19 protein-coding genes are annotated in these 21192 nt (G+C 65.1%); 6 read left to right on the top strand and 13 right to left on the bottom strand.

The annotated features are described in order from the left end of the window. Positions 1-75: 75 nt before the first annotated feature. Positions 76-954, bottom strand: a complete 879-nt coding sequence (locus ACLBKS_RS00340; RefSeq protein ID WP_410190811.1) for an alpha/beta fold hydrolase — start codon at positions 952-954, stop codon at positions 76-78. 61 nt (positions 955-1015) lie between these two features. Here ACLBKS_RS00340 and ACLBKS_RS00335 point away from each other — a divergent pair, with 61 nt between their 5' ends. Continuing rightward, positions 1016-1816, top strand: coding sequence for an HAD-IIB family hydrolase (locus ACLBKS_RS00335; RefSeq protein WP_410190810.1), 801 nt, complete (start codon positions 1016-1018; stop codon positions 1814-1816). A gap of 95 nt (positions 1817-1911) precedes the next feature. Here the strand turns inward: ACLBKS_RS00335 and ACLBKS_RS00330 are convergent, their stop codons facing one another. Together ACLBKS_RS00330 and ACLBKS_RS00325 are read right to left on the bottom strand one after the other, a co-directional pair. Further along, a complete protein-coding gene (locus tag ACLBKS_RS00330; RefSeq protein WP_410190809.1) occupies positions 1912-2994 on the bottom strand; it encodes a mechanosensitive ion channel family protein in 1083 nt (360 codons plus the stop codon). Between the two features lie 90 nt (positions 2995-3084). Beyond that, complete coding sequence (locus ACLBKS_RS00325; RefSeq protein WP_410190808.1) at positions 3085-3411, bottom strand: hypothetical protein; 327 nt, start codon at positions 3409-3411, stop codon at positions 3085-3087. A gap of 68 nt (positions 3412-3479) precedes the next feature. On the opposite strand from ACLBKS_RS00325, the gene ACLBKS_RS00320 reads away from it, so the two are divergent. Further along, entirely contained in the window at positions 3480-3941 is a 462-nt protein-coding gene (locus ACLBKS_RS00320) for a TfoX/Sxy family protein (RefSeq protein ID WP_410190807.1), read from the top strand. A 26-nt stretch (positions 3942-3967) separates the two neighbouring features. Here the strand turns inward: ACLBKS_RS00320 and ACLBKS_RS00315 are convergent, their stop codons facing one another. After that, positions 3968-4633 carry a LysE family translocator gene (locus ACLBKS_RS00315; RefSeq protein WP_410190806.1) on the bottom strand — a complete coding sequence of 222 codons (666 nt, stop codon included), beginning with the start codon at positions 4631-4633 and terminating at the stop codon, positions 3968-3970. 94 nt (positions 4634-4727) lie between these two features. Between ACLBKS_RS00315 and ACLBKS_RS00310 the strand changes: the two genes are divergently transcribed. Beyond that, positions 4728-5645: a LysR family transcriptional regulator gene (locus ACLBKS_RS00310; RefSeq protein ID WP_410190805.1), complete on the top strand. Its 918-nt coding sequence runs from the start codon at positions 4728-4730 to the stop codon at positions 5643-5645. A 16-nt stretch (positions 5646-5661) separates the two neighbouring features. Here ACLBKS_RS00310 and ACLBKS_RS00305 read toward each other — a convergent pair whose 3' ends face one another. Further along, complete coding sequence (locus tag ACLBKS_RS00305) at positions 5662-6804, bottom strand: hypothetical protein (protein WP_410190804.1); 1143 nt, start codon at positions 6802-6804, stop codon at positions 5662-5664. A gap of 77 nt (positions 6805-6881) precedes the next feature. Between ACLBKS_RS00305 and ACLBKS_RS00300 the strand changes: the two genes are divergently transcribed. The 3 genes from ACLBKS_RS00300 to ACLBKS_RS00290 all read left to right on the top strand — a co-directional run bounded on the left by ACLBKS_RS00300 (position 6882) and on the right by ACLBKS_RS00290 (position 8358). Beyond that, positions 6882-7388, top strand: a complete 507-nt coding sequence (locus ACLBKS_RS00300; RefSeq protein WP_410190803.1) for a class IV adenylate cyclase — start codon at positions 6882-6884, stop codon at positions 7386-7388. 214 nt (positions 7389-7602) lie between these two features. Continuing rightward, positions 7603-7944 (top strand): antitoxin, encoded by a 342-nt coding sequence (locus ACLBKS_RS00295; RefSeq protein ID WP_410190802.1) that lies wholly within the window; start codon positions 7603-7605, stop codon positions 7942-7944. Between the two features lie 9 nt (positions 7945-7953). After that, positions 7954-8358, top strand: coding sequence for a type II toxin-antitoxin system VapC family toxin (locus ACLBKS_RS00290; RefSeq protein ID WP_410190801.1), 405 nt, complete (start codon positions 7954-7956; stop codon positions 8356-8358). Here ACLBKS_RS00290 and uvrA read toward each other — a convergent pair. The 8 genes from uvrA to ACLBKS_RS00250 all read right to left on the bottom strand — a co-directional run bounded on the left by uvrA (position 8355) and on the right by ACLBKS_RS00250 (position 21192). Continuing rightward, entirely contained in the window at positions 8355-14201 is a 5847-nt protein-coding gene (uvrA, locus tag ACLBKS_RS00285; RefSeq protein ID WP_410190800.1) for an excinuclease ABC subunit UvrA, read from the bottom strand. The two genes, ACLBKS_RS00290 and uvrA, sit on opposite strands and share 4 nt — an antisense overlap. A gap of 150 nt (positions 14202-14351) precedes the next feature. Continuing rightward, entirely contained in the window at positions 14352-15446 is a 1095-nt protein-coding gene (locus ACLBKS_RS00280; RefSeq protein WP_410190799.1) for a PPC domain-containing protein, read from the bottom strand. Positions 15447-15674: 228 nt separating this feature from the next. After that, positions 15675-15872, bottom strand: coding sequence for a hypothetical protein (locus tag ACLBKS_RS00275; protein ID WP_410190798.1), 198 nt, complete (start codon positions 15870-15872; stop codon positions 15675-15677). Between the two features lie 179 nt (positions 15873-16051). Then, positions 16052-17710 (bottom strand): MFS transporter, encoded by a 1659-nt coding sequence (locus ACLBKS_RS00270; protein ID WP_410190797.1) that lies wholly within the window; start codon positions 17708-17710, stop codon positions 16052-16054. A gap of 211 nt (positions 17711-17921) precedes the next feature. Next, on the bottom strand, positions 17922-18638 hold the full coding sequence (locus ACLBKS_RS00265) for a 2-hydroxychromene-2-carboxylate isomerase (protein ID WP_410190796.1): 717 nt from the start codon (positions 18636-18638) through the stop codon (positions 17922-17924). Positions 18639-18702: 64 nt separating this feature from the next. Continuing rightward, positions 18703-19233 (bottom strand): YbaK/EbsC family protein, encoded by a 531-nt coding sequence (locus tag ACLBKS_RS00260; RefSeq protein ID WP_410190795.1) that lies wholly within the window; start codon positions 19231-19233, stop codon positions 18703-18705. Positions 19234-19323: 90 nt separating this feature from the next. Continuing rightward, on the bottom strand, positions 19324-20196 hold the full coding sequence (locus ACLBKS_RS00255; protein WP_410190794.1) for a DUF1289 domain-containing protein: 873 nt from the start codon (positions 20194-20196) through the stop codon (positions 19324-19326). 48 nt (positions 20197-20244) lie between these two features. After that, positions 20245-21192 carry a 2-hydroxyacid dehydrogenase gene (locus ACLBKS_RS00250; RefSeq protein WP_410190793.1) on the bottom strand — a complete coding sequence of 316 codons (948 nt, stop codon included), beginning with the start codon at positions 21190-21192 and terminating at the stop codon, positions 20245-20247.

The following is a 21192-nucleotide window of genomic DNA, read 5'->3' as shown; positions in this document are numbered from 1 at the left end:
TTCATTGGCGAGGTGCGATCGGCGCGCGCTGCCACGTCGAGAATGTGAGCCTCAGGACATTACGTGCCTGGAACTTCAACCGCCCAAAAACCAAGACGCCAGGACCCGCTGCAACCGCCGATGGCCTTGCTGCAGATGCAGCATGTGCCCACCTTTGGGGATGACCACGTACTGCTTGTCCGGATTGGGCAAGGCCGCGAAAAAAGGCAGCAGGCCCTGGGTGTCGGCCACGTCATCGTATTCGCCGTGCACCATCAGCGTGGGCACGGTGATGCGGCTGGCGTCCACCAAGGGCAGGCGGGTGAGCACGTCGATCTGCGGACCCGTGGGCGATTTTTCCTCGGCTGCCACGGCGGCGCGGGCGAATGCCTCCATCACCGCCGGATCGTTCACCTCATCCGGTGTCAGCGAATGGAAACGCAACTTCCAGCCCGACTCGGTGATTCGGATGTAGGGGCTGCGCTGGAAGACCGCCAAGCGCGGGCGGCGCGTCTCCAGGTCCGGGCTGTTGGCATGCATCTGGGCATAGCTGGCATAACGGGCCACTTTGTTCGGGTGAGCCATCACGAATTGCCCGCCGTACTGCGTGCCCCAGGACCAGGCCAGCACATGCACCCGATCCACGCCGCGCAGTGCGCGAACATGGTCCACCACCGCCCCCAGATCGCTCGCAGCCTGCTCGGTCGTCAGGAACGCGTCGGGTTTGGTGGAGCGGCCGAAGCCGCGCACGTCGAGCGCGAACACGTCGAAACCCTGGCGCGCGAAAAAGTCCATGGCGCTGTAGCTGGGTTGACCCGGCACCTGCAGATCGAAGCTTTCTTGACCGCCCGTCGCCGAGCCGTGGGCCAGCACGAGCACGGGCTTGCCCTCGGCCTGGCCCGTGAACTTTTCCCACGCATGCAGGCGCAGTCCTTCGTGCTGCACCACATGCGCCACGCCGTGTATTGCTTCCATCGCGCTCACTCGCCGCTGGGCGGCCCCGGATAATGTTGCCGCGCATTCTCCCTGAATCCCCATGACTGACCTGCCCACGCTGCTTGCCCTGCCCACCTGGCCCACCGACGAGCGCCGCCGCATCACCGGCGTGTTGACCGACATCGACGACACCCTCACCACGGAAGGCGCCATCACGCCGGACGCAAGGCAGGCCCTCGACGCGCTGCGCGAGGCCGGCATCGCGGTCATCCCGGTCACGGGCCGCCCCATCGGGTGGAGCGCGCCGCACGCGCGCAGCTGGCCGGTGCAGGCCATCGTGGCGGAGAACGGCTCCGCCGCATGGGTGGAGGATGGGACACGCAAGATCTACCAGCAGGACGAGGCCACGCGCCGCCGCAACCACGAGCGCCTGCAAGAGGTCGCGCAACGCGTGCTGCGCGAGGTCCCGGGCGCGATGTTGGCCCAGGACAGCCCTGGCCGCGAGACCGACATCGCCATCGACCACAGCGAATTCACCCAGCTACCGCCCGACGCCATCGCCCATGCGGTGCGGCTCATGCAGGCCGAGGGCTTGAACGCCACGGTCAGCAGCATCCACATCAACGGCTGGATCGGTAACCACGACAAATGGAGTGGCGCGCGCTGGATCGTGCGCGAACTGCTGGGGCGGGATCTCGAGAAGGAACTCGACCGGTGGGTCTACATCGGCGACTCCACGAACGACCAGCTCATGTTCCAGCAATTCCGGCACAGCGTGGGCGTGGCCAACATCGCGCGTTTCCTACCGGAGCTGACGCACCGGCCGCGTTATCTGACGGCGGGCGAACGCGGCGCGGGCTTCACGGAACTGGCGCAGGCGCTGTTGCGAGTCCGGGCTTGAGCGATTGATTCGTGGCGCAGATGTGCGCCGAGTCAGGCGCCGGCCCGTGGAGTCCGTGCTTCGTGCGCAGTGTCAGTGGATCACGACGCGGCGGCTCAGGCCGCCAGAGGCTGCTTCTCGTCCAAGCGCAGGTCGTCCACCCGCAGCCGAGGCAGGCGTCCGGGGTAGTGGCCCTGAATGAAATCGATCAACGCCTCACGCACCTTGCAGCGCAACTCAAACATGCGCCCCGCGTCCTGCGCGGTCACCAGCGCGCGCACCTGCATCGCGCGGTCGTTGGTGTCGGTCACGTGCAGCAGGGCCAGTCGACCGTCCCATTCCGGGATGGTCTTGACCACACGCTCCAACTCGGCGCGCAGCGGAGCTAGCGGCAGGGCGAAATCCACCCATAGGAAGACCGTGCCCAGCAAAGCGGTGCCGGTACGCGTCCAGTTCTCGAACGGGTTGTCGATGAACCATTGCAGGGGGATGACCAAGCGCCGGTCGTCCCAGACGCGGAACACGACATAGGTGCCGGTGATCTCCTCAACCCGGCCCCACTCTCCTCGCACGATCAGCACGTCATCGATGCGGATGGGTTGAGTCAGTGCGATCTGCAATCCCGCAATCAAATTGCTGAACACCGGCCGTGCCGCGATACCCACCACCAAACCCATCACACCGGCCGACGCCAGCAGACTGGTACCGACCTGGCGCGCGCCGGGAAACGTCATCAACATGAAGGCCAAGCCAGCCAGCAACACCACGACTTGAGCCAGACGCGACAAGACCCGTGCCTGGGTGTGAACGCGCCGGGCCTCCAGGTTCTCCACCGTGTCCACCGGATAGCGCGCCAGCACGCCGTTGGCGAAGCCGGTGAGCGCGCGCATGGTCAGTGAGGTGCACAGGCCGATCAACAACAGTCCCGTGAGGTGACGCGCTCCGTCCATCCAGGGCAGGCTCTCGGGCGCGGCCTGCAAGACCAGCAGGCCCACCGCCACGGGCACGGCCCAGCGGGCAGGCCCAAGAATGGACATCAGCACATGGCGCAGCATGGACTCGGGGGTCGTCACGCGCATGATGAGGCGGCGCCCCGCGTAAAAGGTCAAGAGGCTCAGTGTCACTGCGAGCAGCAGCACCAGCAGCACCCCCCACCAGGAAGAAGAAACGGGAGTCAGCAGGTTTTCAATCCAGGTCAATGTCGGCACCTCCTTGCGCGTTTGCGGGCTTGCCCCGTGTTCAAAGCCCTTGGTTTTAACGTCGATCGGGTGATATGCCAAACCTGGATCTCAATCCCTTCCGTCAGGAATGTTTTGTGCGACGACGTCGGCGTCACAGCCCTGACCTGCGGCGATCCAGCGACGAAGCCACCACTTTTTCACGATGCGCCACCAGCGCGGCCCACTGGGGTGCGCGGGCATGAGCAGGCCGCACAGGTACCGCCGCTGCGCCGGGTCCCAGCGCAATGCGTCACAGGCCCCGCGCCACCGCCGCGAGACCAGCACACCCAGCGGACAAGGCGCATGCAGGCAACACAGGCCGCAGCCATTGCAGGGCGCGCCCAGCTCGGGCTTGGCGGGCGCCTCGGGCTCGATCAGAATGATGCGCTGGATCATGATGCGTGATTCTCGCGCGATGCCCACCCACCGGCCCTGGGCGCGCGCTCCAGGCCAATTTCACACACATGCCCTGTCGACCCATGGCCCACGAAGCGCTCGCCGAACACTGCATTGAACTGTTCTCGCCGCTGGGCCACGCGCGTGCCAAGCGGATGTTCGGAGGACAAGGCCTGTACGTGGACGAACTTTTCATCGCCCTCATCGCGGACGGCCGGCTTTACCTCAAGACCAACGAAACCACGCAGCAGCAATTCGCCGATGCGGGAGGCCAGCCCTTTGTCTACGCAGGCTCGGAGCGCAAGCCCACCGTGGTCATGAGCTACTGGACACCGCCCGCCGAGGCACTCGAATCTCCGGCGCTCATGGCGCCGTGGGCCAGGCTTGCCCTGCAGGCAGCGCTTGCGGCGCGTAAGCCGGCCCCCCGAGCACGCAGCTCCGGCGCAAGCGCCAAAAAGGCCGCATCGCCCCGCAACACCGGCGCTGGCACGGCGCGCAAGACCGCCGCGCCCCGTGGCCGGAAACGCTGAGACGAGCAGCCTGCGGTTGATCGCGCTCAGACCAGCAGCAGGCGCGCCGCGAAGCCCAAGAGCACCAGGCCCATGGCGCGCTCCAACCAATGCCCGCTGCGAACGAAGCGCTGGCGCACCACCGGGCTCGTAAAGACCATCGCCACGAAGCTGAACCAAGCCGCAATCACCGCGCACATCCACAGCCCGTAAAACACCTGGACGGGCAGTGGCGTCGCTGGGCTGACCAAGGTCGTGAACATCGCCAGAAAAAACAGCGTGGCCTTGGGATTGGTGGCATTGGTCACGAAACCCGTCCAGAACGAAGCGCGCAGGCTGTGCGCATCACCGGGAACCACGGCGTCCATGGCAGCTTGTGCTTTGTCCACGGCCATGGGCTGGCTGCGCAAGAACACGACGCCCAAGTAAAGCAAATAAGCCGCACCCAGCCACTTCACGATGTCCAGCAGCCAGGGCGTGGCCTGCATCAAGGCGCTCACGCCGAGCAAGGTGTAGACCACGTGGAGCGCGGTGCCGGCACCAAAACCCAGTGCCGTGCAAATACCCGCTCGACGGCCGTGGCGCACGCTCTGGCGCACGGCGACGGCGAAGTCGGCGCCCGGCGCCATCACCAGCAGAAAGTGGATCAGCGCCAGGCTCAAGAATTCAGGGGCGTAAACCAGGTAAGAGGAAAAAGTCGGGTCGGGGCTCATGGCAGGTGCTGCACGGCAAAAACAGGGATGCAGGCAGTCTAGAAGCAGGCGTTCGAATTGATAATCCAACTCGGCCTCAAATCATTTATTCCCTATGAGCACAAATCAGGCACAGCACCTGCTCAATGAGATGGCGGTATTCGTCCGTGTGGTCGAGACCGGCAGCTTCTCGGAAGCGGCCCGCCAGATGGCGGTCACGCCTTCCGCGGCCAGTCGTGCCGTGGCCCGGCTGGAAAAAGCGCTGGGCCAGCGTCTGCTTCAGCGCAGCACCCGCAAGCTGCGACTGAGCGACAGCGCGCAAGATGTCTTTGAACATGGCCGCGACATGCTGAACGCCGCGCAGGCCGCGCTCGAAGCCTCGGGCCGCGAAGGGGAAGAGCCCCAAGGGCTCTTGCGCGTCAGCGTGCCCAAGGCCATTGGTCGGGCCTTGGTCCACCCGCACATGCCGGACTTCCTGGCGCGCCACCCCCAGGTGGACGTGCTGCTGCGGCTGGAAGACCGCTACATGGACCTCTACGACGAACAGATCGACCTGGCCATCCGCATCACGGACCGACCCCCGCTGGGCCTGATGGGTCGGCGCCTGCTGCGCATTGAGCACATGGTCTGCGCCACGCCCGAGTACCTGGCGCGCCATGGCACACCCGCCCAGCCCCAAGACCTGAAATCCCACAACTGCATCTACCTGGGCGAGGAGCCCAGTGATTCACGCTGGAAGTTCCGCCGTGGCGAGCAAAACATCATCGTGCCCGTGCACGGTCGTTACGCCGCCAACCACACCGGCGTGCGGCTGGACGCCGTGCTGCGGCACCTGGGCATCGGCAGCCTGCCACGCTTCACGGCGCAAGAAGCGCTGGCGCAGGGCCAGATCGTCCCCGTGCTGCCGGAGTGGACCTTCCAGACCCACTACAGCGGCGACGCCTGGGCGCTTTACCCGCGCACGCGGCATGTCGCACCCAAACTCAAAGCCTTGCTGGATTTCCTGGGTGAACGCCTGAAGGTGCAGATTTGAGGTCCGAGGGCTGAGGTCAGCGCGCCGCGCCCGTTTCGGCCTCGGCTTCGTTCGCCTCCACGGCCGACTTGCGCTCCGGAAATCCGAACAAGCGCCGCGCGTTGCCTTGGGCAATTTTGCGTGCGGCGGCAGGTTCGAGGCTACCGAGCATGCGGTGGAAGCGGCTGATGATTTGAGGATAGGCCGTCTCATTTCCGGCGCTGTGCTTGAGCGCACCCCCGAACTTGGCGTCACTGCCAATCACAAAACGCTCGGGCATCTCCTCCATGAGTTGAGCCCAGTCCTCGTACAGTTCACCGTTGGCGTTCAAGACCGGTTCCAGGTGTCGCCAGGTCGAAACGTTGGCCGACGTGAGTTTGATCGACATCGTCACCTGGGGATAGCTTTGCAGGATCAAGCGCGCGTTAGCGGCGGACGTCATGCCCGTGTGCGACAGCATGATGCGCAAACGAGGTTGGCGCGCCGTCCACACAGCCAGGGCCTGCGCCAACTCGGCATGGTGCGAAACATCACCGGCAGGATCGCGCGGCTCAGCGTGCAGCTGAATCCAGCCACCGCGCTGCCCCACCAGGTCCACGACTTCGAGCAGGGGCGGAAAATCCGGACGGATGTACGTCACGTTCTGATCGCCCAACTTGTTGAAGTGCATCAGGCCCAGTTCACCCACACCCAGACAAGGAGTGTTGCCCAGGTCTTGGGCAAGCCTTTGCAGCCGCTGCGTCAACAGGTCGGTCACCCGGCCAAAGGCCTGAGCGTCCGACAACAGATTGGTCAGGTAGTCGCCCCCACACAGGATGCGGACCTCGTCCGGCGCCAGGCCTGCAAGACGCAGTTTTTGCTCGGTGCTGGCGAGGGCACTGCCCCGGTTGCTCAAGCCGTCATTGGGCGTGGGCATCACGACCGCGCCCATGACCTTGGACTTTTCCAAGATGCCCGGCAGATTGCTTTCGTTGTACCCGTCGGGAGCGGTGTGCAGCACAGCGTCAATCACCCATCCTCGGTAGCGCTCGCTGCGCGTGCGGGCGGGACGCCCGGGATCGGACAACTCAGGGTTGAGTTTCAGCGGTACCGGCGGCGTGTCCGCGGCGAACACAACAACCGGGAGCATCAGGCCCAGCACAAGGTGGCTGAAACAGCGAAGGGATGGCAACAGGGACATGAGACATTGAAACGCTGGTCCGTCGGCATCCTAGCGCAAGCACCGAGTGGAGCGGCAAGATGTGGGAGCATCCAGCGATGGCACGCAACATCGAAATCAAGGCGCGGATGGACGATCGCGCTCAAGTTCTGGCTCGCCTCTCGCCCTTGGCCACTTCCGGTCCCACCGACATCGCGCAAGACGACACCTTCTTCCGATGCGCCTCGGGCCGCCTGAAACTGCGGGACTTCGGCGATGGCACGGGCGAGCTGATCCACTACCACCGCGCGGACGAGGCGGGTCCCAAGACCTCGTCTTACGTCCGTTCGCCAACGGCGCAACCCGACACGCTGCGGCAAGCCCTGACACTCGCGCACGGCCAGATCGGTCGGGTGCAAAAGCAACGCACGCTCTACCTGATCGGACGCACGCGGGTGCACCTGGACCAGGTGCTTGATTTGGGTGATTTCGTTGAGCTGGAGGTCGTGCTCCGCGACGACGAAGCGCCGGAGTCCGGCGTGGAGGAAGCGGAACGGATCATGGCGGCGTTGGGCATCGCGGCGACATCGCTGGTGCAAGGGGCCTATCTGGATTTGCTGAGCTGAACTGGCCGAGCGACCGAACGAGGCAGGCACTTATCCAAGGTCGTCGTGGTTAAGGCTGTGGACAAGTGCCTGAACAAGTCGCAAATGCCGCGCCAGCCTTGGCTCGGCGGCCCGTGCCCGTTCAACAGGCAGCAGCCGGCGAATGTGCCTCGGCTTGCAGCAGGTCTGTCAGCACCCTAAAATATCTCCGTTTTCGTATATACGGAGGTCGACCATGAGTACCGCCATCGCCAAGGTTTTCACAACCGGCAACAGCCAAGCCGTGCGCCTCCCAAAGGCGTTTCGTGTGCAGGCCAAGGAAATGTGGATTTCCAAGAACGAGGTCACGGGGGAAATCACCCTCAGGCCCAAGGACGACAACGAACGCGCCCGTCAGTGGCAGGAATTGCTAAGCCTCATCAAGGCCAACCCCATCACCGAAGACTTCATCCCCCCGCGCGACGACGCGCCCCGGCCCAGCCCGTTTGAGGACTGGGAAGCTCCCTCCAGCCCCGAGACCCAGCGGAACACAGCTGTCATTGCGCCACGCAAGGCCTCGCCCACAAGCGGAAATTGAGCGACGCCCATGCGCTATCTACTCGACACGAATGTCCTGAGCGACTTTCTCAAAGGCCAGGATGCGGGCCTGCGCGAGCGCATGACGCAAGCACAGCACGAGCAAAACGCCTGCATCTCCGTCATCACGCGCGCCGAGTTGCGCTACGGGCAAAACCTGCTGACAACCCAAGACAAACGCCGCCATCAGATTGACCTGCTGCTGGCGCAGTTCAATGACTTGCCTTGGACGGCTACCGCTGCCGACTGTTACGGCGCGATCCGCGCCCAACTCCACCGCGCCGGCAAACCCATCGGCGACTTAGACACCCAGATTGCCGCGCACGCGCTGGCTGAAGGGCTGACACTGGTGACGCACAACACCAGACACTTCAAGCAAGTTGAGGGCTTGAAGTTGGAAGATTGGCGGGCTTAAGCACGCTCCAGCACCGCTTTCAACGCCACCCCCGTGTGCGTCCCCAAGCGCACCACCTCTTCCGGCGGCGCGGCGGCGACGATGCGGCCCCCGCCAGCACCGCCCTCGGGGCCGAGGTCGATGATCCAGTCGGCTTCGGCGATGACATCGAGGTCGTGCTCGATCACCACGACGCTGTGGCCGCCATCCACCAGGCGGTGCAGCACGCGGATGAGTTTCTCCACGTCGGCCATGTGCAGGCCCACGGTGGGTTCGTCCAGCACATAGAGCGTGTGCGGTGCCTTTTGTCCACGTCGCCCGATGTCATCTCTCACCTTGCTCAGCTCGGTCACCAGCTTGATGCGCTGGGCTTCGCCGCCGCTCAGCGTCGGTGAAGGCTGACCCAGCGTGAGGTAGCCCAGGCCCACGTCCTTGAGCAGTTGTAGCGGGTGGGCGATGCTCGGCATGCTGGCGAAGAACTCCACCGCCTCATCCACTTCCATCTGCAGCACGTCGCCGATGCTCTTGCCTCGCCAGCTCACGGCCAGGGTCTCGGGGTTGAAGCGCGCGCCGTGGCAGCTCTCGCACGGCACCTTCACATCGGGCAGGAAGCTCATCTCGATGGTGCGCATGCCCTGGCCCTCGCAGCTCGGGCAGCGCCCCTCGCCGGTGTTGAAGCTGAAGCGACCCGGGCCGTAACCCCGCGCCTTGGCTTCCAGCGTCTCGGCGTAGAGCTTGCGGATGGTGTCCCAGAAACCAATGTAGGTGGCCGGGCAGGAACGCGGCGTCTTGCCGATGGGCGTCTGGTCGACTTCAAGCACGCGGTCGATGGACTGCCAGTCTTCCACCGAGGCACAGCCCGCCCACTGGATGTTGGCCTTAGCCGCAGCCTTTTTACCCGCCGGGCTGGCGTTGCCCACGGCGGCCGCCACATTCGCCAACAGCACGTCACGCGCCAGCGTGGACTTGCCCGAGCCCGACACGCCGGTGATGGCCACCAGACGCTGCAACGGCACTTGCGCGTTGACATCTTGCAGGTTGTGCAGGTTCGCGCCCTGGACGGTGAGCCAGCTGGCGTTGTGCGTGGGGCGGCGCGGCTGCAGCGGATGCCGGATGGCGTGCAGCAGGTAGCGACCGGTCTGCGAGTCCTCGGCCTGCGTGAGATCGCGCACGCTGCCTTGCGCGACGAGGCGGCCGCCGCGCTTGCCCGCGCTGGGGCCGATGTCGATCAGGTGGTCGGCGCGACGGATGGTGTCTTCGTCGTGCTCCACCACCACCAGGGTGTTGCCGCGCTCGCTCAAGGTGTGCAATGCGTCGAGCAAGATGCGGTTGTCACGCGCGTGCAGGCCGATGGTCGGCTCGTCCAGCACGTAGCAAACGCCCTGCAAGTGGCTGCCCAGTTGCGCGGCCAGGCGGATGCGCTGGGCCTCGCCGCCGCTGAGCGTGGGTGCGCCGCGGTCCAGTGTGAGGTAGCCCAGGCCCACTTGTTCCAGGAACTCCAGGCGGCTTTTGATCTCGGGGATCAGGTCGCGCGCGATGTCGTTCTCGCGTTGCGTCATTCGTCCCTGCTCAGCCAATGTGCCCAGCCAGCGCCGGATGTCGCTGATGGAGAGTCGAGCGATGTCAGCGATGCCCATGCCACTGAACTTGACGGCCCGCGCGGTCGGGTTCAGGCGCGTGCCTTCGCAACTGGGGCAGACCGTGTCGCCCACGTCTTCCACCTCCGGCTCGGCAAAGGTCTGCTCGCGGCCCCGCTCCTTCTCGTCGCGCACGGAATCGTCCAGCACCTTGCGCTGGTCTTTGGTGAGCTTGACGCCGGTGCCCACGCAATCCGGGCACCACCCATGCTTGCTGTTGTAGGAGAAGAGGCGCGGGTCCAACTCAGCGTAGGAGGTGGCGCAGACCGGGCAAGCGCGCAGCGTCGAAAACACCTGCAGCTGACCGATGCCCACCGTGCTGCTGCCGTTCTTCAAGGCTTCGGCCAGGCCATCCAGCTCGCTCAGCACATGCAACACGCCCTTGCCATGCTCCAAGGCCGTCGCCAGCTTCTCGCGCAGCAAGGCCTCGTTGGCGGGTGTCACGGTCAGGCTGGCGACCGGCAGTTCAATGGTGTGTTCCTTGAAGCGATCGATGCGCGGGAAACCCGTGGTCGGCAGGAAGGCGCCGTCCACGCGCAGGTGGGTGTAGCCACGCGGACGGGCCCAGTCGGCCAACTCGGTGTAAACGCCTTTGCGGTTCACCACCAAGGGCGCGAGCAGCCCGATTTCCTGGCCCTTGAACTGCTTCATCAGCTGGGCCAGGATGCTTTCCACCGTCTGCGGTTGCACCGCCGCGCCATCGTGGATGCAATGCTGAACGCCCAACTTGACATAGAGCAGGCGCAGGAAGTGCCAGACCTCGGTGGTCGTGCCCACCGTGCTCTTGCGCCCGCCGCGCGACAGACGCTGCTCGATGGCCACGGTGGGCGGAATGCCCCAGACCGCATCCACCTCGGGGCGACCCGCCGGTTGCACGATGCTGCGCGCGTAGGCGTTCAGGCTTTCCAGGTAACGTCGCTGCCCCTCGTTGAAGAGAATGTCGAAGGCCAGAGTGGACTTGCCCGAGCCCGACACGCCGGTGATCACGTTGAACTTGCCGCGCGGAATGTCCACGCTCAGGTTCTTGAGGTTGTGCTCCTTGGCGTTGACGATGCGGATGGCGTTGTCCGCGCCCGTCGCCCGCTTGGGCGCGGGCTTGTGACCGGGCGTGAAGGCCCCGAGATAACGCGCCGCATCGCCCTCATGCGCGGTGTGCGCTTCGCCCATCGCCGCCGCGTACTGGCGCAGCGCCCGCGCGGTGTGGGACGTCGGGTGTTGGCGCAACTCTTCCGGCGTGCCCACGGCCACGATCTGGCCCCCGGCTTCGCCCCCCTCGGGGCCGAGGTCGATCAGCCAGTCGCTGGCGCGCATCACGTCCAGGTTGTGCTCGATGACCAGCAGCGAATGGCCGGCATCGAGCAGCTTGCGCAGTGCGCGCATCAGCTTCGCGATGTCGTCAAAGTGCAGGCCGGTGGTCGGCTCGTCGAACAGGAACAGCGTGCCCTTCTTGGCGATGAACTGACGACTGCCCGCCGCGCGCGCCGCTTCGGCCAGGAAGCCCGCGAGCTTGAGGCGCTGCGCCTCACCGCCCGACAGGGTCGGCACAGGTTGGCCCAGGCGCAGGTATTCCAGGCCCACGTCCACGATGGGTTGCAGGGCACGGATCACGTCCCGATCGTTTCTGAACAATTCGGCAGCTTCACTGACCGTGAGTTCCAGCACGTCGGCGACATTGAGGCTACGCAGGGCGCCCGAGGCTCCCTCCCCGCCACGCTCGATCGTCACTTCCAGGATCTCGGGCCGGAAGCGCTTGCCGTCGCAGTCCGGACAGCGCAGGTAGACATCGCTGAGGAACTGCATTTCCACATGCTCGAAGCCCGAACCGCCACAGGTGGGACAGCGACCGTCGCCGCTGTTGGCGCTGAACTTGGCGGCCGTGTAGCCGCGTTGCCGGGCCAGCGGGGCGCTGGCAAAAATCTCACGGATCGTGTCCCAGGCGCCGACGTAGCTCACCGGGTTGGAACGCGCCGTCTTGCCAATGGGTGACTGGTCCACGAACACCACGCCCGCCAGTTGCTCGGCGCCCAGCAGGTGGTCGTGCGCCCCGGGGCTTTCGGTCGCCTGACCAAAATGCCGCATCAACGCCGGGGCCAGCACGTCCTGGATCAAGGTGGACTTGCCTGAACCCGAGACGCCCGTCACGCAGACCAGGCGCTGCAGCGGGATTTCCACCGACACGTTCTTGAGGTTGTGCTCGCGCGCGCCTTCCAGCAGCAGGCGCGCGGTGTTCTCGCTCACCATGCGCTTGAAGCCCATGCCGATCTGCTTGCGCGCGCCCAGGTAAGAACCCGTCAGCGTGTCGGCGTTCTTCAGGTCCTCGGTGCTGCCATCGAAAACGATCTGCCCGCCCCGTTCGCCCGGCCCCGGCCCCATGTCGATCATGCGGTCGGCGGCGAACATCACGGCCGGGTCATGCTCCACCACCACCAGGGTGTTGCCCGCGTCACGCAGGCGCTGCATGGCCTCGATGATGCGGTGCATGTCGCGCGGGTGCAGGCCGATGCTGGGCTCGTCCAGCACGAAGAGCGTGTTGACCAACGACGTGCCCAAAGCCGTGGTCAGGTTGATGCGCTGCACCTCGCCACCGCTGAGCGTGCGGCTTTGCCGGTCCAGCGTGAGGTAGCCGATGCCCACGTCGCAGAGGTACTTGAGGCGGGTGTTGATTTCTTCGTACAAGAGTCGCAGCGCCTGCGCTTCACCAGCGTTCTGCGCGGGCCCCAAGCCGGGCGCGGCAGCGCTGGTGCCCCGCGCCTCAATGCGCGCAAAGAAAGCGCGCAGCTTGTCCAGCGGCAGCAGCATCAGGTCATGCAGGCTCAAGCCAGGCAGGGCTTCCAACTGCTCTCGACGCCAATCCGTGCCCGTGGGCATGAATCGAAGCTCGGGCGCCAACACCGCGTCGGCATCTTCTTTCGTGCCGATGCGCCACAGCAGGCTCTCGGTCTTGAGGCGCGCGCCGCCGCAATCCGTGCAGGGCGTGTAGCTGCGGTAGCGCGACAGCAGCACGCGGATGTGCATCTTGTAGGCCTTGCTCTCCAGGTAGCCGAAGAAGCGGCGCACGCCGTACCACTGCTTGTTCCAGTTGCGTTCCTTGAATCCGGGCACGCCTTCGATGACCCAGTCCTTCTGCGCCTGGGTCAGCTTGTTCCAGGGCGTGTCACGCGGAATGCCTGCGGCCTCGGCGTGACGCATCAGGTCCTCCTGGCACTCGGCCCAGGCGGGCGTCTGGAAGGTCTTGACGGCGCCGGCCCGCAGGGTGAGCTTGTCGTCCGGAATCACCAAGCCCCAGTCCACGCCGATCACGCGGCCAAAGCCCCGGCAGGTGTCGCAGGCACCCACCGCCGAGTTGAAGGAGAACATCGACGGAATGGGCTCGGCGTAGCGCAGGTCGCTTTCGGGGCAGTGCAGGCCGGTCGAATACTTCCAAACCTCAGCTTCTTCCGATTCCCTAAGCGCATAGACATTCAAACGCCCGCCACCGCGCTTGAGCGCAACTTCGATGGCCTCGACCACGCGGGCGCGTTCGGTATTGCCGATGCGGAAACGGTCGGCCACCACGTCCAGCACTTTTCTGGGTCCGCTGGGGGTGGCGACCTCACGCTCCGCTTGCACGCGCGTGAAGCCGCTGGCGGACAGCCATTGCTCCACTTCTTGCGTGGTGGTGTTTGCGGGCAGTTCAACGGGAAAGGTCAGCACGAGGCGTGGGTCATTGCCTGCTTGGGCCCGATCCACCAACTGCGCATAGATCGAATCCGGCGTGTCGTGCCGCACGGGCAGCGCGGTCTTGCGGTCGAAGAGCTGGGCAGCACGGGCGAAGAGCAGCTTGAGGTGGTCGTTCAACTCCGTCATCGTGCCCACCGTCGAACGCGAGCTGCGCACCGGGTTGGTCTGGTCGATGGCGATGGCGGGCGGCACGCCCTCCACCCGGTCCACCGCCGGTTTGTCCATGCGGTCCAAGAACTGGCGCGCGTAGGCGCTGAAGGTCTCGACGTAACGACGCTGGCCTTCGGCGTAGAGCGTGTCAAACACCAGGCTGGACTTGCCCGAACCGCTGGGGCCCGTCACCACCGTCAGCTCGCCGGTGCGGATGTCCAGGTCCAGGTTCTTGAGGTTGTGCTGGCGCGCGCCGCGGATGCGGATCAGACCCTGCTCCGGCCCTGGGCTCCCGTGTTGGGATTCCTGCGTCTGCGCGTCTCCTGCTTGCTTGCCTGTGGTGCTGCCCTGGGTCATGACGTTGGCCGTGGAATGTTCGGGGCAAACATTCTAGGGCGGGGGCGCTGCTTACGCGCGGTCCTTAGGCAAGGGCCCATAAAAAAAGAGCCTGCTGGGAGGCAGGCTCTTTTTCACTTTAGTGCGCTACTCGCACCAACACTACTCATGTCACTTGCTGTAGACCTTCAGGGTCACACCTGAGTAGGCAGATGTGCCGTACAACCGAACCTTCCAGCTACCAGCCTGAGGCTGAAGGATGGAGCAAGAGTCGGTATTTCCAGTCGCACGAGTAACGCAAACAAGCTTGTCATTGGGGTCAATGATCCAAATATCAGCATTACCTGTTCCGCCCGAAATGACGGCACTCATTGATGCCACCCCTGCGCCCACGGTAATAGTTGCGTCTTGGCTCGAATCCAATATTCCAGTCACATCGGCAAACGTTGAATTTACTGTCTCAGAATCAACTGTGGACGTATATGTGGGGAAGCCAGCGAGAGTGGCTCCATTCGTGGAGATGGACACGTTGACGCCAGTGAAATCCTCAAAGCCGTGGACCTGTACCATCCAAATACCTGATCCAGGATTGTTGTAAGTGCAGGATTCTGCAGTGGTGCCTGTGGCTTCCGACATGCACAAGCTTCCCGTGCTTCCAGTGGGTGAGATCAAGTACAGATCCGCGTCTCCGGTTGCACCTCCTGCATACGTGAGATTCGCACGCACCGAGGCCGTGCCAGCTGGAACGATGAAGGTGTAGTAAGTATTGGAGTTCTCCGCACCAGACAAACCGGTCACGCTATGTGGCAGAGACACGCTGGCTGTGGACGAACTTACCGACATACTCACACCACTGAAGGTGGTGCCTCCCGTGATCGCCACTGTCCACTGACCGCTGGCCGGATTGTTCACGTTGCAGGTGACCTCCTTGCCCGAATGAGTGACCGTCGGGCACTTGGTGGCGCCAGTCGAGTCGGTGGCCGACATATTCAATGCACCCGAACCGCCCGACAGCTTGATCGACACCACACTCAAGCCAGCGGGCAGCGTGAACACGAAGTTGCGTTTTGAGCCGGAAGAACCAGAGAGCGTGGCCGAATAAGGGAGCGTGATGCTCGTGGTCGGGGTCGACGTGTCAGTGCCGCCGCCGCCACTTCCGCTTCCTCCCCCACCACCGCCTCCCCCACCACCGCAAGCGGCCAAGGCCGCAGCTGCCAAAACCACGCCCAACAGGCGCAAACGCGAAACCAGGTGCTTCACCAGCATGTGTCTCTCCTCCTTGAATCTGGAACACAGGTGCAATGACTGGCCTGGTTTGTATCAGCGGTGTGAAGGAAAAATTGCTCACAACCGCCTTCATTAACGATTTATTACAAGCCTTTCAATGCTGTCATTTGCCTGACGGCGGCGTCGCTCGGCCCGGCGAAGGAGCGAGGAAAACAAAAAGGCCTTCCGAAGAAGGCCTGTGGGCAGCGCGATGCGCGCGCGGCGATGTCACTTGCCTGGCTGAGGCGCAGGGGCCGGCGCGGGCGTAGCCGCAGGGGCGGCTGCAGGTGTGGGGGCGGACGCCGGCGCGTGCACGGCGTCGGCGCCGTGCTTCTCGCCACTCATGTCCACCTTGTCACCGGCAACGGAGATGAAATACAGCGCGACGGCGGCGAACGCGACGAAGCCAACAGCAATCTTCCACATGGTCTGAATACTTTCCTGAAAACAAAAGAAGAAGGCCCCCGCCGGAAAGGAAGAGGCCTTGCGCCACCCTGGCGACGCCGGGGTGGCGGATCGCCTGACTGGCGTCACCCTGCCGGCGTCAGAGCCACCGGCTCTTCGGTCCGTCCCAAGCTGCGCAGGCAGCTTGGGAGCCGCGGACCTCAGTCGTTGGCGTAGATGTCCACGTCCTTGGTTTCACGCACGAACAGCGTGCCGATCACCAAGGTCATCGCGGCGATGACGATGGGGTACCAGAGGCCGTTGTACATATTGCCGGTCTGCGCCACGATGGCGAAGGCCGTGGTGGGCAGCAAGCCGCCGAACCAGCCGTTGCCGATGTGGTAGGGCAGGGACATGGAGGTGTAACGGATGCGGGTCGGGAACAGTTCCACCAGCATGGCGGCGATCGGACCGTAGACCATGGTGACCAGGATCACGAGGTAGGCCAGGATGATGACCATCATGATCTTGTTCATCTTGGCCGGATCGGCCTTGGCCGGGTAGCCCGCTTCCTTCAGCGTGTCGGCCACGGCCTTCTTGAACTCAGCGTCCTTGGCCTTGGCTTCGTCGGCGCTCAGGCCCTTGGAGCTGTAGCCCTGGATGACCTTGTCACCCACCTTGATCACGGCCGGGGTGCCTGCGGGAGCGACTTCGTTGTCATAGCTCACGGAGCTGGCAGCCAGCACTTGCTTGGCAATGTCGCAGGAGCTGGTGAACTTCACCGTGCCCGTGGGGTTGAACTGGAAGGAGCACTCGCCGGGATCGGCGACCACCACCACATGGCTTTGCTGTTGCGCGGCGTACAGGTCGGGGTTGGCGGCCTTGGTCAGCGCCTGGAACACCGGGAAGTACGTCAGCACGGCCAGCAGGCAGCCCGCCATGATGATGGGCTTGCGGCCGATGCGGTCGGACAGAGTGCCGAAGATCACGAAGAAGGGCGTGCCGATCAGCAGCGCGGCGGCGATCAGCAGGTTGGCCGTGACGGCATCCACCTTGAGCTGCTGCGTCAGGAAGAACAGCGCGTAGAACTGGCCCGTGTACCAGACCACGGCCTGGCCGGCGGTCAGGCCGATCAGGGCCAGGATCACGATCTTCAGGTTCTTCCACTGGCCGAAGGACTCGGTCAGCGGGGCCTTGGAGTGCTTGCCCTCGGCCTTCATCTTCTGGAAGGCGGGGGATTCATTCAGCGTCAGGCGAATCCAGACCGAGATGCCCAGCAGGACGATGGACACCAGGAAGGGAATGCGCCAGCCCCAGTCGGCGAAGGCGGCCTCACCGGTGGCGGTGCGCACGCCCAGGATCACCAGCAGCGACAGGAACAGGCCCAGCGTCGCGGTGGTTTGAATCCAGGAGGTGTAGGCGCCACGCTTGCCGTGCGGCGCGTGCTCGGCCACGTAGGTGGCCGCGCCGCCGTACTCACCGCCGAGCGCGAGGCCCTGCAGCAAGCGCAGGATGATCAGGATGACCGGAGCCGCCACGCCGATGGTGGCGTAGTTCGGCAAGATGCCCACGACGAAGGTGGACAGGCCCATGATCAGGATGGTCACCAGGAAGGTGTACTTGCGGCCGATCATGTCGCCCAGGCGGCCGAACACGATGGCGCCGAAAGGACGCACGATGAAACCAGCGGCGAACGCCAGCAGCGCGAAGATGAAGGCCGAGCCCGCATCCAAGCCGCTGAAGAACTGCTTCGCGATGATGGCCGCGAGCGAGCCATACAGGTAGAAGTCGTACCACTCGAAAACGGTGCCCAGCGACGAGGCAAAGATCACCTTGCGCTCTTCGGGGCTCATCGGCCTTGCGGCCTGGGTTGCAGCCATGTTTTGTCTCCTTGTTGATGCGTGACATCCCCAGCACGGGGAGGTTGGCGAATTCTTGGAGCGATGGCTGACGGACTTCTTACATGGCCCGCTAGGACTAACCCGTGAAACTCAGGGTTCCCCCTGAATTCGCGCGTGGATCAGGGGCAGATGCGCGATTTTTTTCGTGCGCAGGGTGGATGCCCCTGACGGGCACGATGTCATCGCGCCGTCACTGCTGCTGTTGCGCGGGCGGCGTGGCGAGCAGCGCGGAACGCGCAGGCATGGAAGCCTGCGGCGTGTCGTCGCGCTCGAACCAGGGGTCGCCTTCCAGGCAGGCGCGCAGCATGGGCAGGCTGTCCAGCCCCCAGAACAATCGCGGCCCGCCGCTGTCTTGGACCACGAAACTCGGCGCGCCAAACGCGCCCGCCGCCACGGCCTCGTCGGTGTTGGCCCGCAGTCGGTTTTTCACGGCCTCGTCCTCGGGGGTCAACACCGGCCCCCGCGCCGCCAATGGGGCCAACAGTTGTTCGCGCAGCGCCGTCAAGCGCGCAGGATCGTTGGCATCGAGTCCGTCGCGCCAGACATGGTGGAACAGGGTCTCGCAGACCAGGCGGTTCGGATCACCGCCCGCGGCAGCACCGCCGCCGCTCAGGCCACAGGCGACCGACAGGCGCAGCAGGGGCAAGGGGTTGAAGGGGTGCTCCACCGGCATCTGCAAAGGCACGCCCTGCTGGTGAGCCAACCAACGCACGTGCCGGTACGTCCAGGTGCGCTTGGCCGGAATCTCGGCGGGCGCCTTGGACTGGTGGTGCTTGATCAAGGCGCCCAGGAGCATGGGGCGATAACTCACGCTGTAGCTCAGACCTTGCAAGGCCCGGGGCAACTGCGCGAACGCGAGCCAGGCATACGGTGAGATGAAGTCCAGGTAGAAGACGATGTGTTTCATGGCGCGTGCTCCTCGTTGTCTCGTTGTCTCGTTGTCGTTGTCGTCGTTGTGAGGCCGAACACACTCAGGCAGGCCGCGACACCGTGACGTCCGCCACCGGCGCACCCTCGGTCAGGCGTGGCAGATCCCGCGGCTGCAATCTGAACACAGCATGCGGGTGCCCGGCGGCGGCCCAGATGTCCTCGAAGCGGAACAGCTCGCGGTCAATCAGCACCAGCGGAGCTTCACGATGGCCGATGGGCGAAACACCTCCGATCGCGAACCCCGTGCGGGCCTTGACGAACTCCGCATCGGCGCGGCCCAGCTTGCCCACCAGCGCCTCCACCTTCTTTTCGTCGACGCGCAGATCGCCCGAGGTGATGACCAGCACCGCCCTGTCGTTCTCCGGTTCGCCAGGGGCCGTCGCGCCCCGGTGGCGAAACACGATGCTCTTGGCGATCTGCCCGAGCGCCACGCCCAAGGCGTCCGCGGCCTGCTGCGCCGTGCGCGCGGCGTCGTCCAGCATCAGCGGCGCATGGGGGTGCCCGTGGGCCTGCAGCAAAGCGGCCACGCGCTGCACGCCTTCTGGCAAGGGTTTGACTTCAGCGCCACACATTCCAAGGTTCTCCCGTTCCGTCACGATCCCGGTTGTGATCTCAATGGCTGTCTCGCAATGTCCTCGGGCCACGCCGCTCCAAGGCAGGGTTCAGATCAGCGGCTTGAGTGTGATTTCTTCCGGCCCAGGCTCTGACTCTGCCTTCTCGCGACGAGCGCTTTCGAGTGAGGCCTGTACGACCTGGGCCATCGCCAGGCGCACCTGGCGCGCTCGGGCCGCCGCGACGTCGACGGGCACACCGCCGTGCGTGGCCAAGACCTCGGGCTGCATGAGGGAGGGCTCGGGCAGCGCTGCCGCGGCAGCCGGCCTCGGAGGGGGTGCCGATGGCTGGGCCACCGAGCCCGGCTGGGTGGACGTGGCCACCAAGGTATCGGGCGCAGTGTCGAGCCGTGCTTCGGGCAACGCCGCTGACGACTCGGCGATCGGTTCGTCCGCCGCGGGCGGCAGCGGACCGATGGCCGGAGCCACCTCATCGACCGGGGTGGGTGCAGGGGTTGCTGCGTCCTGCTGGGCGTGCTCAGCATCACGACCGTCCAGGCCCGCCCTGGGGGCATCGGACGTCGCCCCCACCATCGCCTCGGTAGCGCGAGGCCGCAGCGGCGCGTCCTCGGGAAACGCCTGCGCGCCCGAGTCGGCCACGAGCAGCACTTCGTCGGTCAACACCGGCTCGGGCGGCAGCTCACCACGCGCGGACCGGCGCATGCTGACTCGGCGGCGCACGGCCTGTTCGTACTGGCGCGCGTCGTCCAGGCGCATCAACACGCGACCCCAGACCGTGCGGCGATGCTCGTCGTCGAGGCGCGGCCAATTCGTGATTTCCTCGAGGCTGCGCAGGCAGACTGGGCACAGGCCGGTGCTGGTGCTGACTTTGCAGAGGGCACAAAACACGGGCAAGTCGCTGGGCGGCAGATAGAGCCGCCGCACGCGCTCGGCCCAGCGTGCTTGTGCTTGCTTGTACGTCATGTCGCGGTCCCTTGTCTTGGATGGTGTGGCCCGTCGGGCCCGATCTGTTCAATAACCCTTCACCGGATCGACCAGCCCCGCGATGGGCTCGCCTCGCTCCAGCCGCGCGATCTTGCCGACGATCTGCGCCACGCTCTCGTCACGCAAGGTGCGTGCCGCCGTGTGCGGCGTCACGGTGATCTTCGGATGGGTCCAGAACGGATGTCCCGAGGGCAAGGGTTCCTGGCGGAACACATCCAGAGTCGCACCCGCCAGATGACCGCTGTCGATCAAGGGTATCAAATCCTCCTCCACCAAATGGCCGCCCCGCGCCACGTTGATGAGGTAGCCGCCGGGCATGAGCTGCCCCAAGGTCTCTCGATTGAGAATGCCCTGCGTCTCGGGGGTCAGTGGCAGGAGGCAGACCAGCACCTTGCTCGCGGCGAGGAAGGCGGGCAATCCATCGCGGCCTGCATGGCACTGCACGCCGGGCAGCCCCAGATCCTCGGCGCGCCGCAGTGAGCGGCTCCAGCCTCGGACGGGAAAGTCCAGGCCCTGCACGGCGCGCGCCACGCGCTGGCCCAGCACGCCCAGGCCCAGGATGCCGACCGGCCAATCCTGACGCGCGCGCGGTTTGCGAAAGCCCCAATGCCCCTGGGCCGCCTCGGCCTCGTAGGCATCGAATTCGCGGAAATGGCGGACCAGGGCATGCAGCACGTACTCGGCCATCTGCGCGGACATGCCCGCATCGTCCAGACGCACCAGCCGCAGCCCTGGCGGAAAGCGCAGCTGCGTGATGGCATCGACCCCCGCGCCGAGGTTGAACAGCGCCTTCAAGCGGGTCTGTTCGTCCAGCAAGCGCTGTGGCGGCGCCCACACCAAGGCGTAGTCCCCTGGGGGCGCGCCGGGCTCCCACACCGCCACCTCGGCTTGGATGCCTGCCCCGCTCAATGCGTTTCTCAGGGCAGACAACCAAGGTTCGGGGCGGAAGTCTTCGCCGTGGAAATAGATGTTCAT

The organism is Hylemonella sp. W303a (assembly GCF_046452315.1).
Taxonomy (GTDB): Bacteria; Pseudomonadota; Gammaproteobacteria; order Burkholderiales; family Burkholderiaceae_C; genus Hylemonella.
Note: the sequence above shows the minus strand (reverse complement) of the source record. Positions and strands in the feature narration are given on the sequence as shown.

Coding starts and splice junctions, on each gene's coding strand:
- ACLBKS_RS00340 (WP_410190811.1), bottom strand. CDS start 954: ATGGAAGCAATACACGGCGTGGCGCATGTGGTGCAGCACGAAGGACTG.
- ACLBKS_RS00335 (WP_410190810.1), top strand. CDS start 1,016: ATGACTGACCTGCCCACGCTGCTTGCCCTGCCCACCTGGCCCACCGAC.
- ACLBKS_RS00325 (WP_410190808.1), bottom strand. CDS start 3,411: ATGATCCAGCGCATCATTCTGATCGAGCCCGAGGCGCCCGCCAAGCCC.
- ACLBKS_RS00320 (WP_410190807.1), top strand. CDS start 3,480: ATGCCCTGTCGACCCATGGCCCACGAAGCGCTCGCCGAACACTGCATT.
- ACLBKS_RS00315 (WP_410190806.1), bottom strand. CDS start 4,633: ATGAGCCCCGACCCGACTTTTTCCTCTTACCTGGTTTACGCCCCTGAA.
- ACLBKS_RS00310 (WP_410190805.1), top strand. CDS start 4,728: ATGAGCACAAATCAGGCACAGCACCTGCTCAATGAGATGGCGGTATTC.
- ACLBKS_RS00305 (WP_410190804.1), bottom strand. CDS start 6,804: ATGTCCCTGTTGCCATCCCTTCGCTGTTTCAGCCACCTTGTGCTGGGC.
- ACLBKS_RS00300 (WP_410190803.1), top strand. CDS start 6,882: ATGGCACGCAACATCGAAATCAAGGCGCGGATGGACGATCGCGCTCAA.
- ACLBKS_RS00295 (WP_410190802.1), top strand. CDS start 7,603: ATGAGTACCGCCATCGCCAAGGTTTTCACAACCGGCAACAGCCAAGCC.
- ACLBKS_RS00290 (WP_410190801.1), top strand. CDS start 7,954: ATGCGCTATCTACTCGACACGAATGTCCTGAGCGACTTTCTCAAAGGC.
- uvrA (WP_410190800.1), bottom strand. CDS start 14,201: ATGACCCAGGGCAGCACCACAGGCAAGCAAGCAGGAGACGCGCAGACG.
- ACLBKS_RS00280 (WP_410190799.1), bottom strand. CDS start 15,446: ATGCTGGTGAAGCACCTGGTTTCGCGTTTGCGCCTGTTGGGCGTGGTT.
- ACLBKS_RS00275 (WP_410190798.1), bottom strand. CDS start 15,872: ATGTGGAAGATTGCTGTTGGCTTCGTCGCGTTCGCCGCCGTCGCGCTG.
- ACLBKS_RS00270 (WP_410190797.1), bottom strand. CDS start 17,710: ATGGCTGCAACCCAGGCCGCAAGGCCGATGAGCCCCGAAGAGCGCAAG.
- ACLBKS_RS00265 (WP_410190796.1), bottom strand. CDS start 18,638: ATGAAACACATCGTCTTCTACCTGGACTTCATCTCACCGTATGCCTGG.
- ACLBKS_RS00260 (WP_410190795.1), bottom strand. CDS start 19,233: ATGTGTGGCGCTGAAGTCAAACCCTTGCCAGAAGGCGTGCAGCGCGTG.
- ACLBKS_RS00255 (WP_410190794.1), bottom strand. CDS start 20,196: ATGACGTACAAGCAAGCACAAGCACGCTGGGCCGAGCGCGTGCGGCGG.
- ACLBKS_RS00250 (WP_410190793.1), bottom strand. CDS start 21,192: ATGAACATCTATTTCCACGGCGAAGACTTCCGCCCCGAACCTTGGTTG.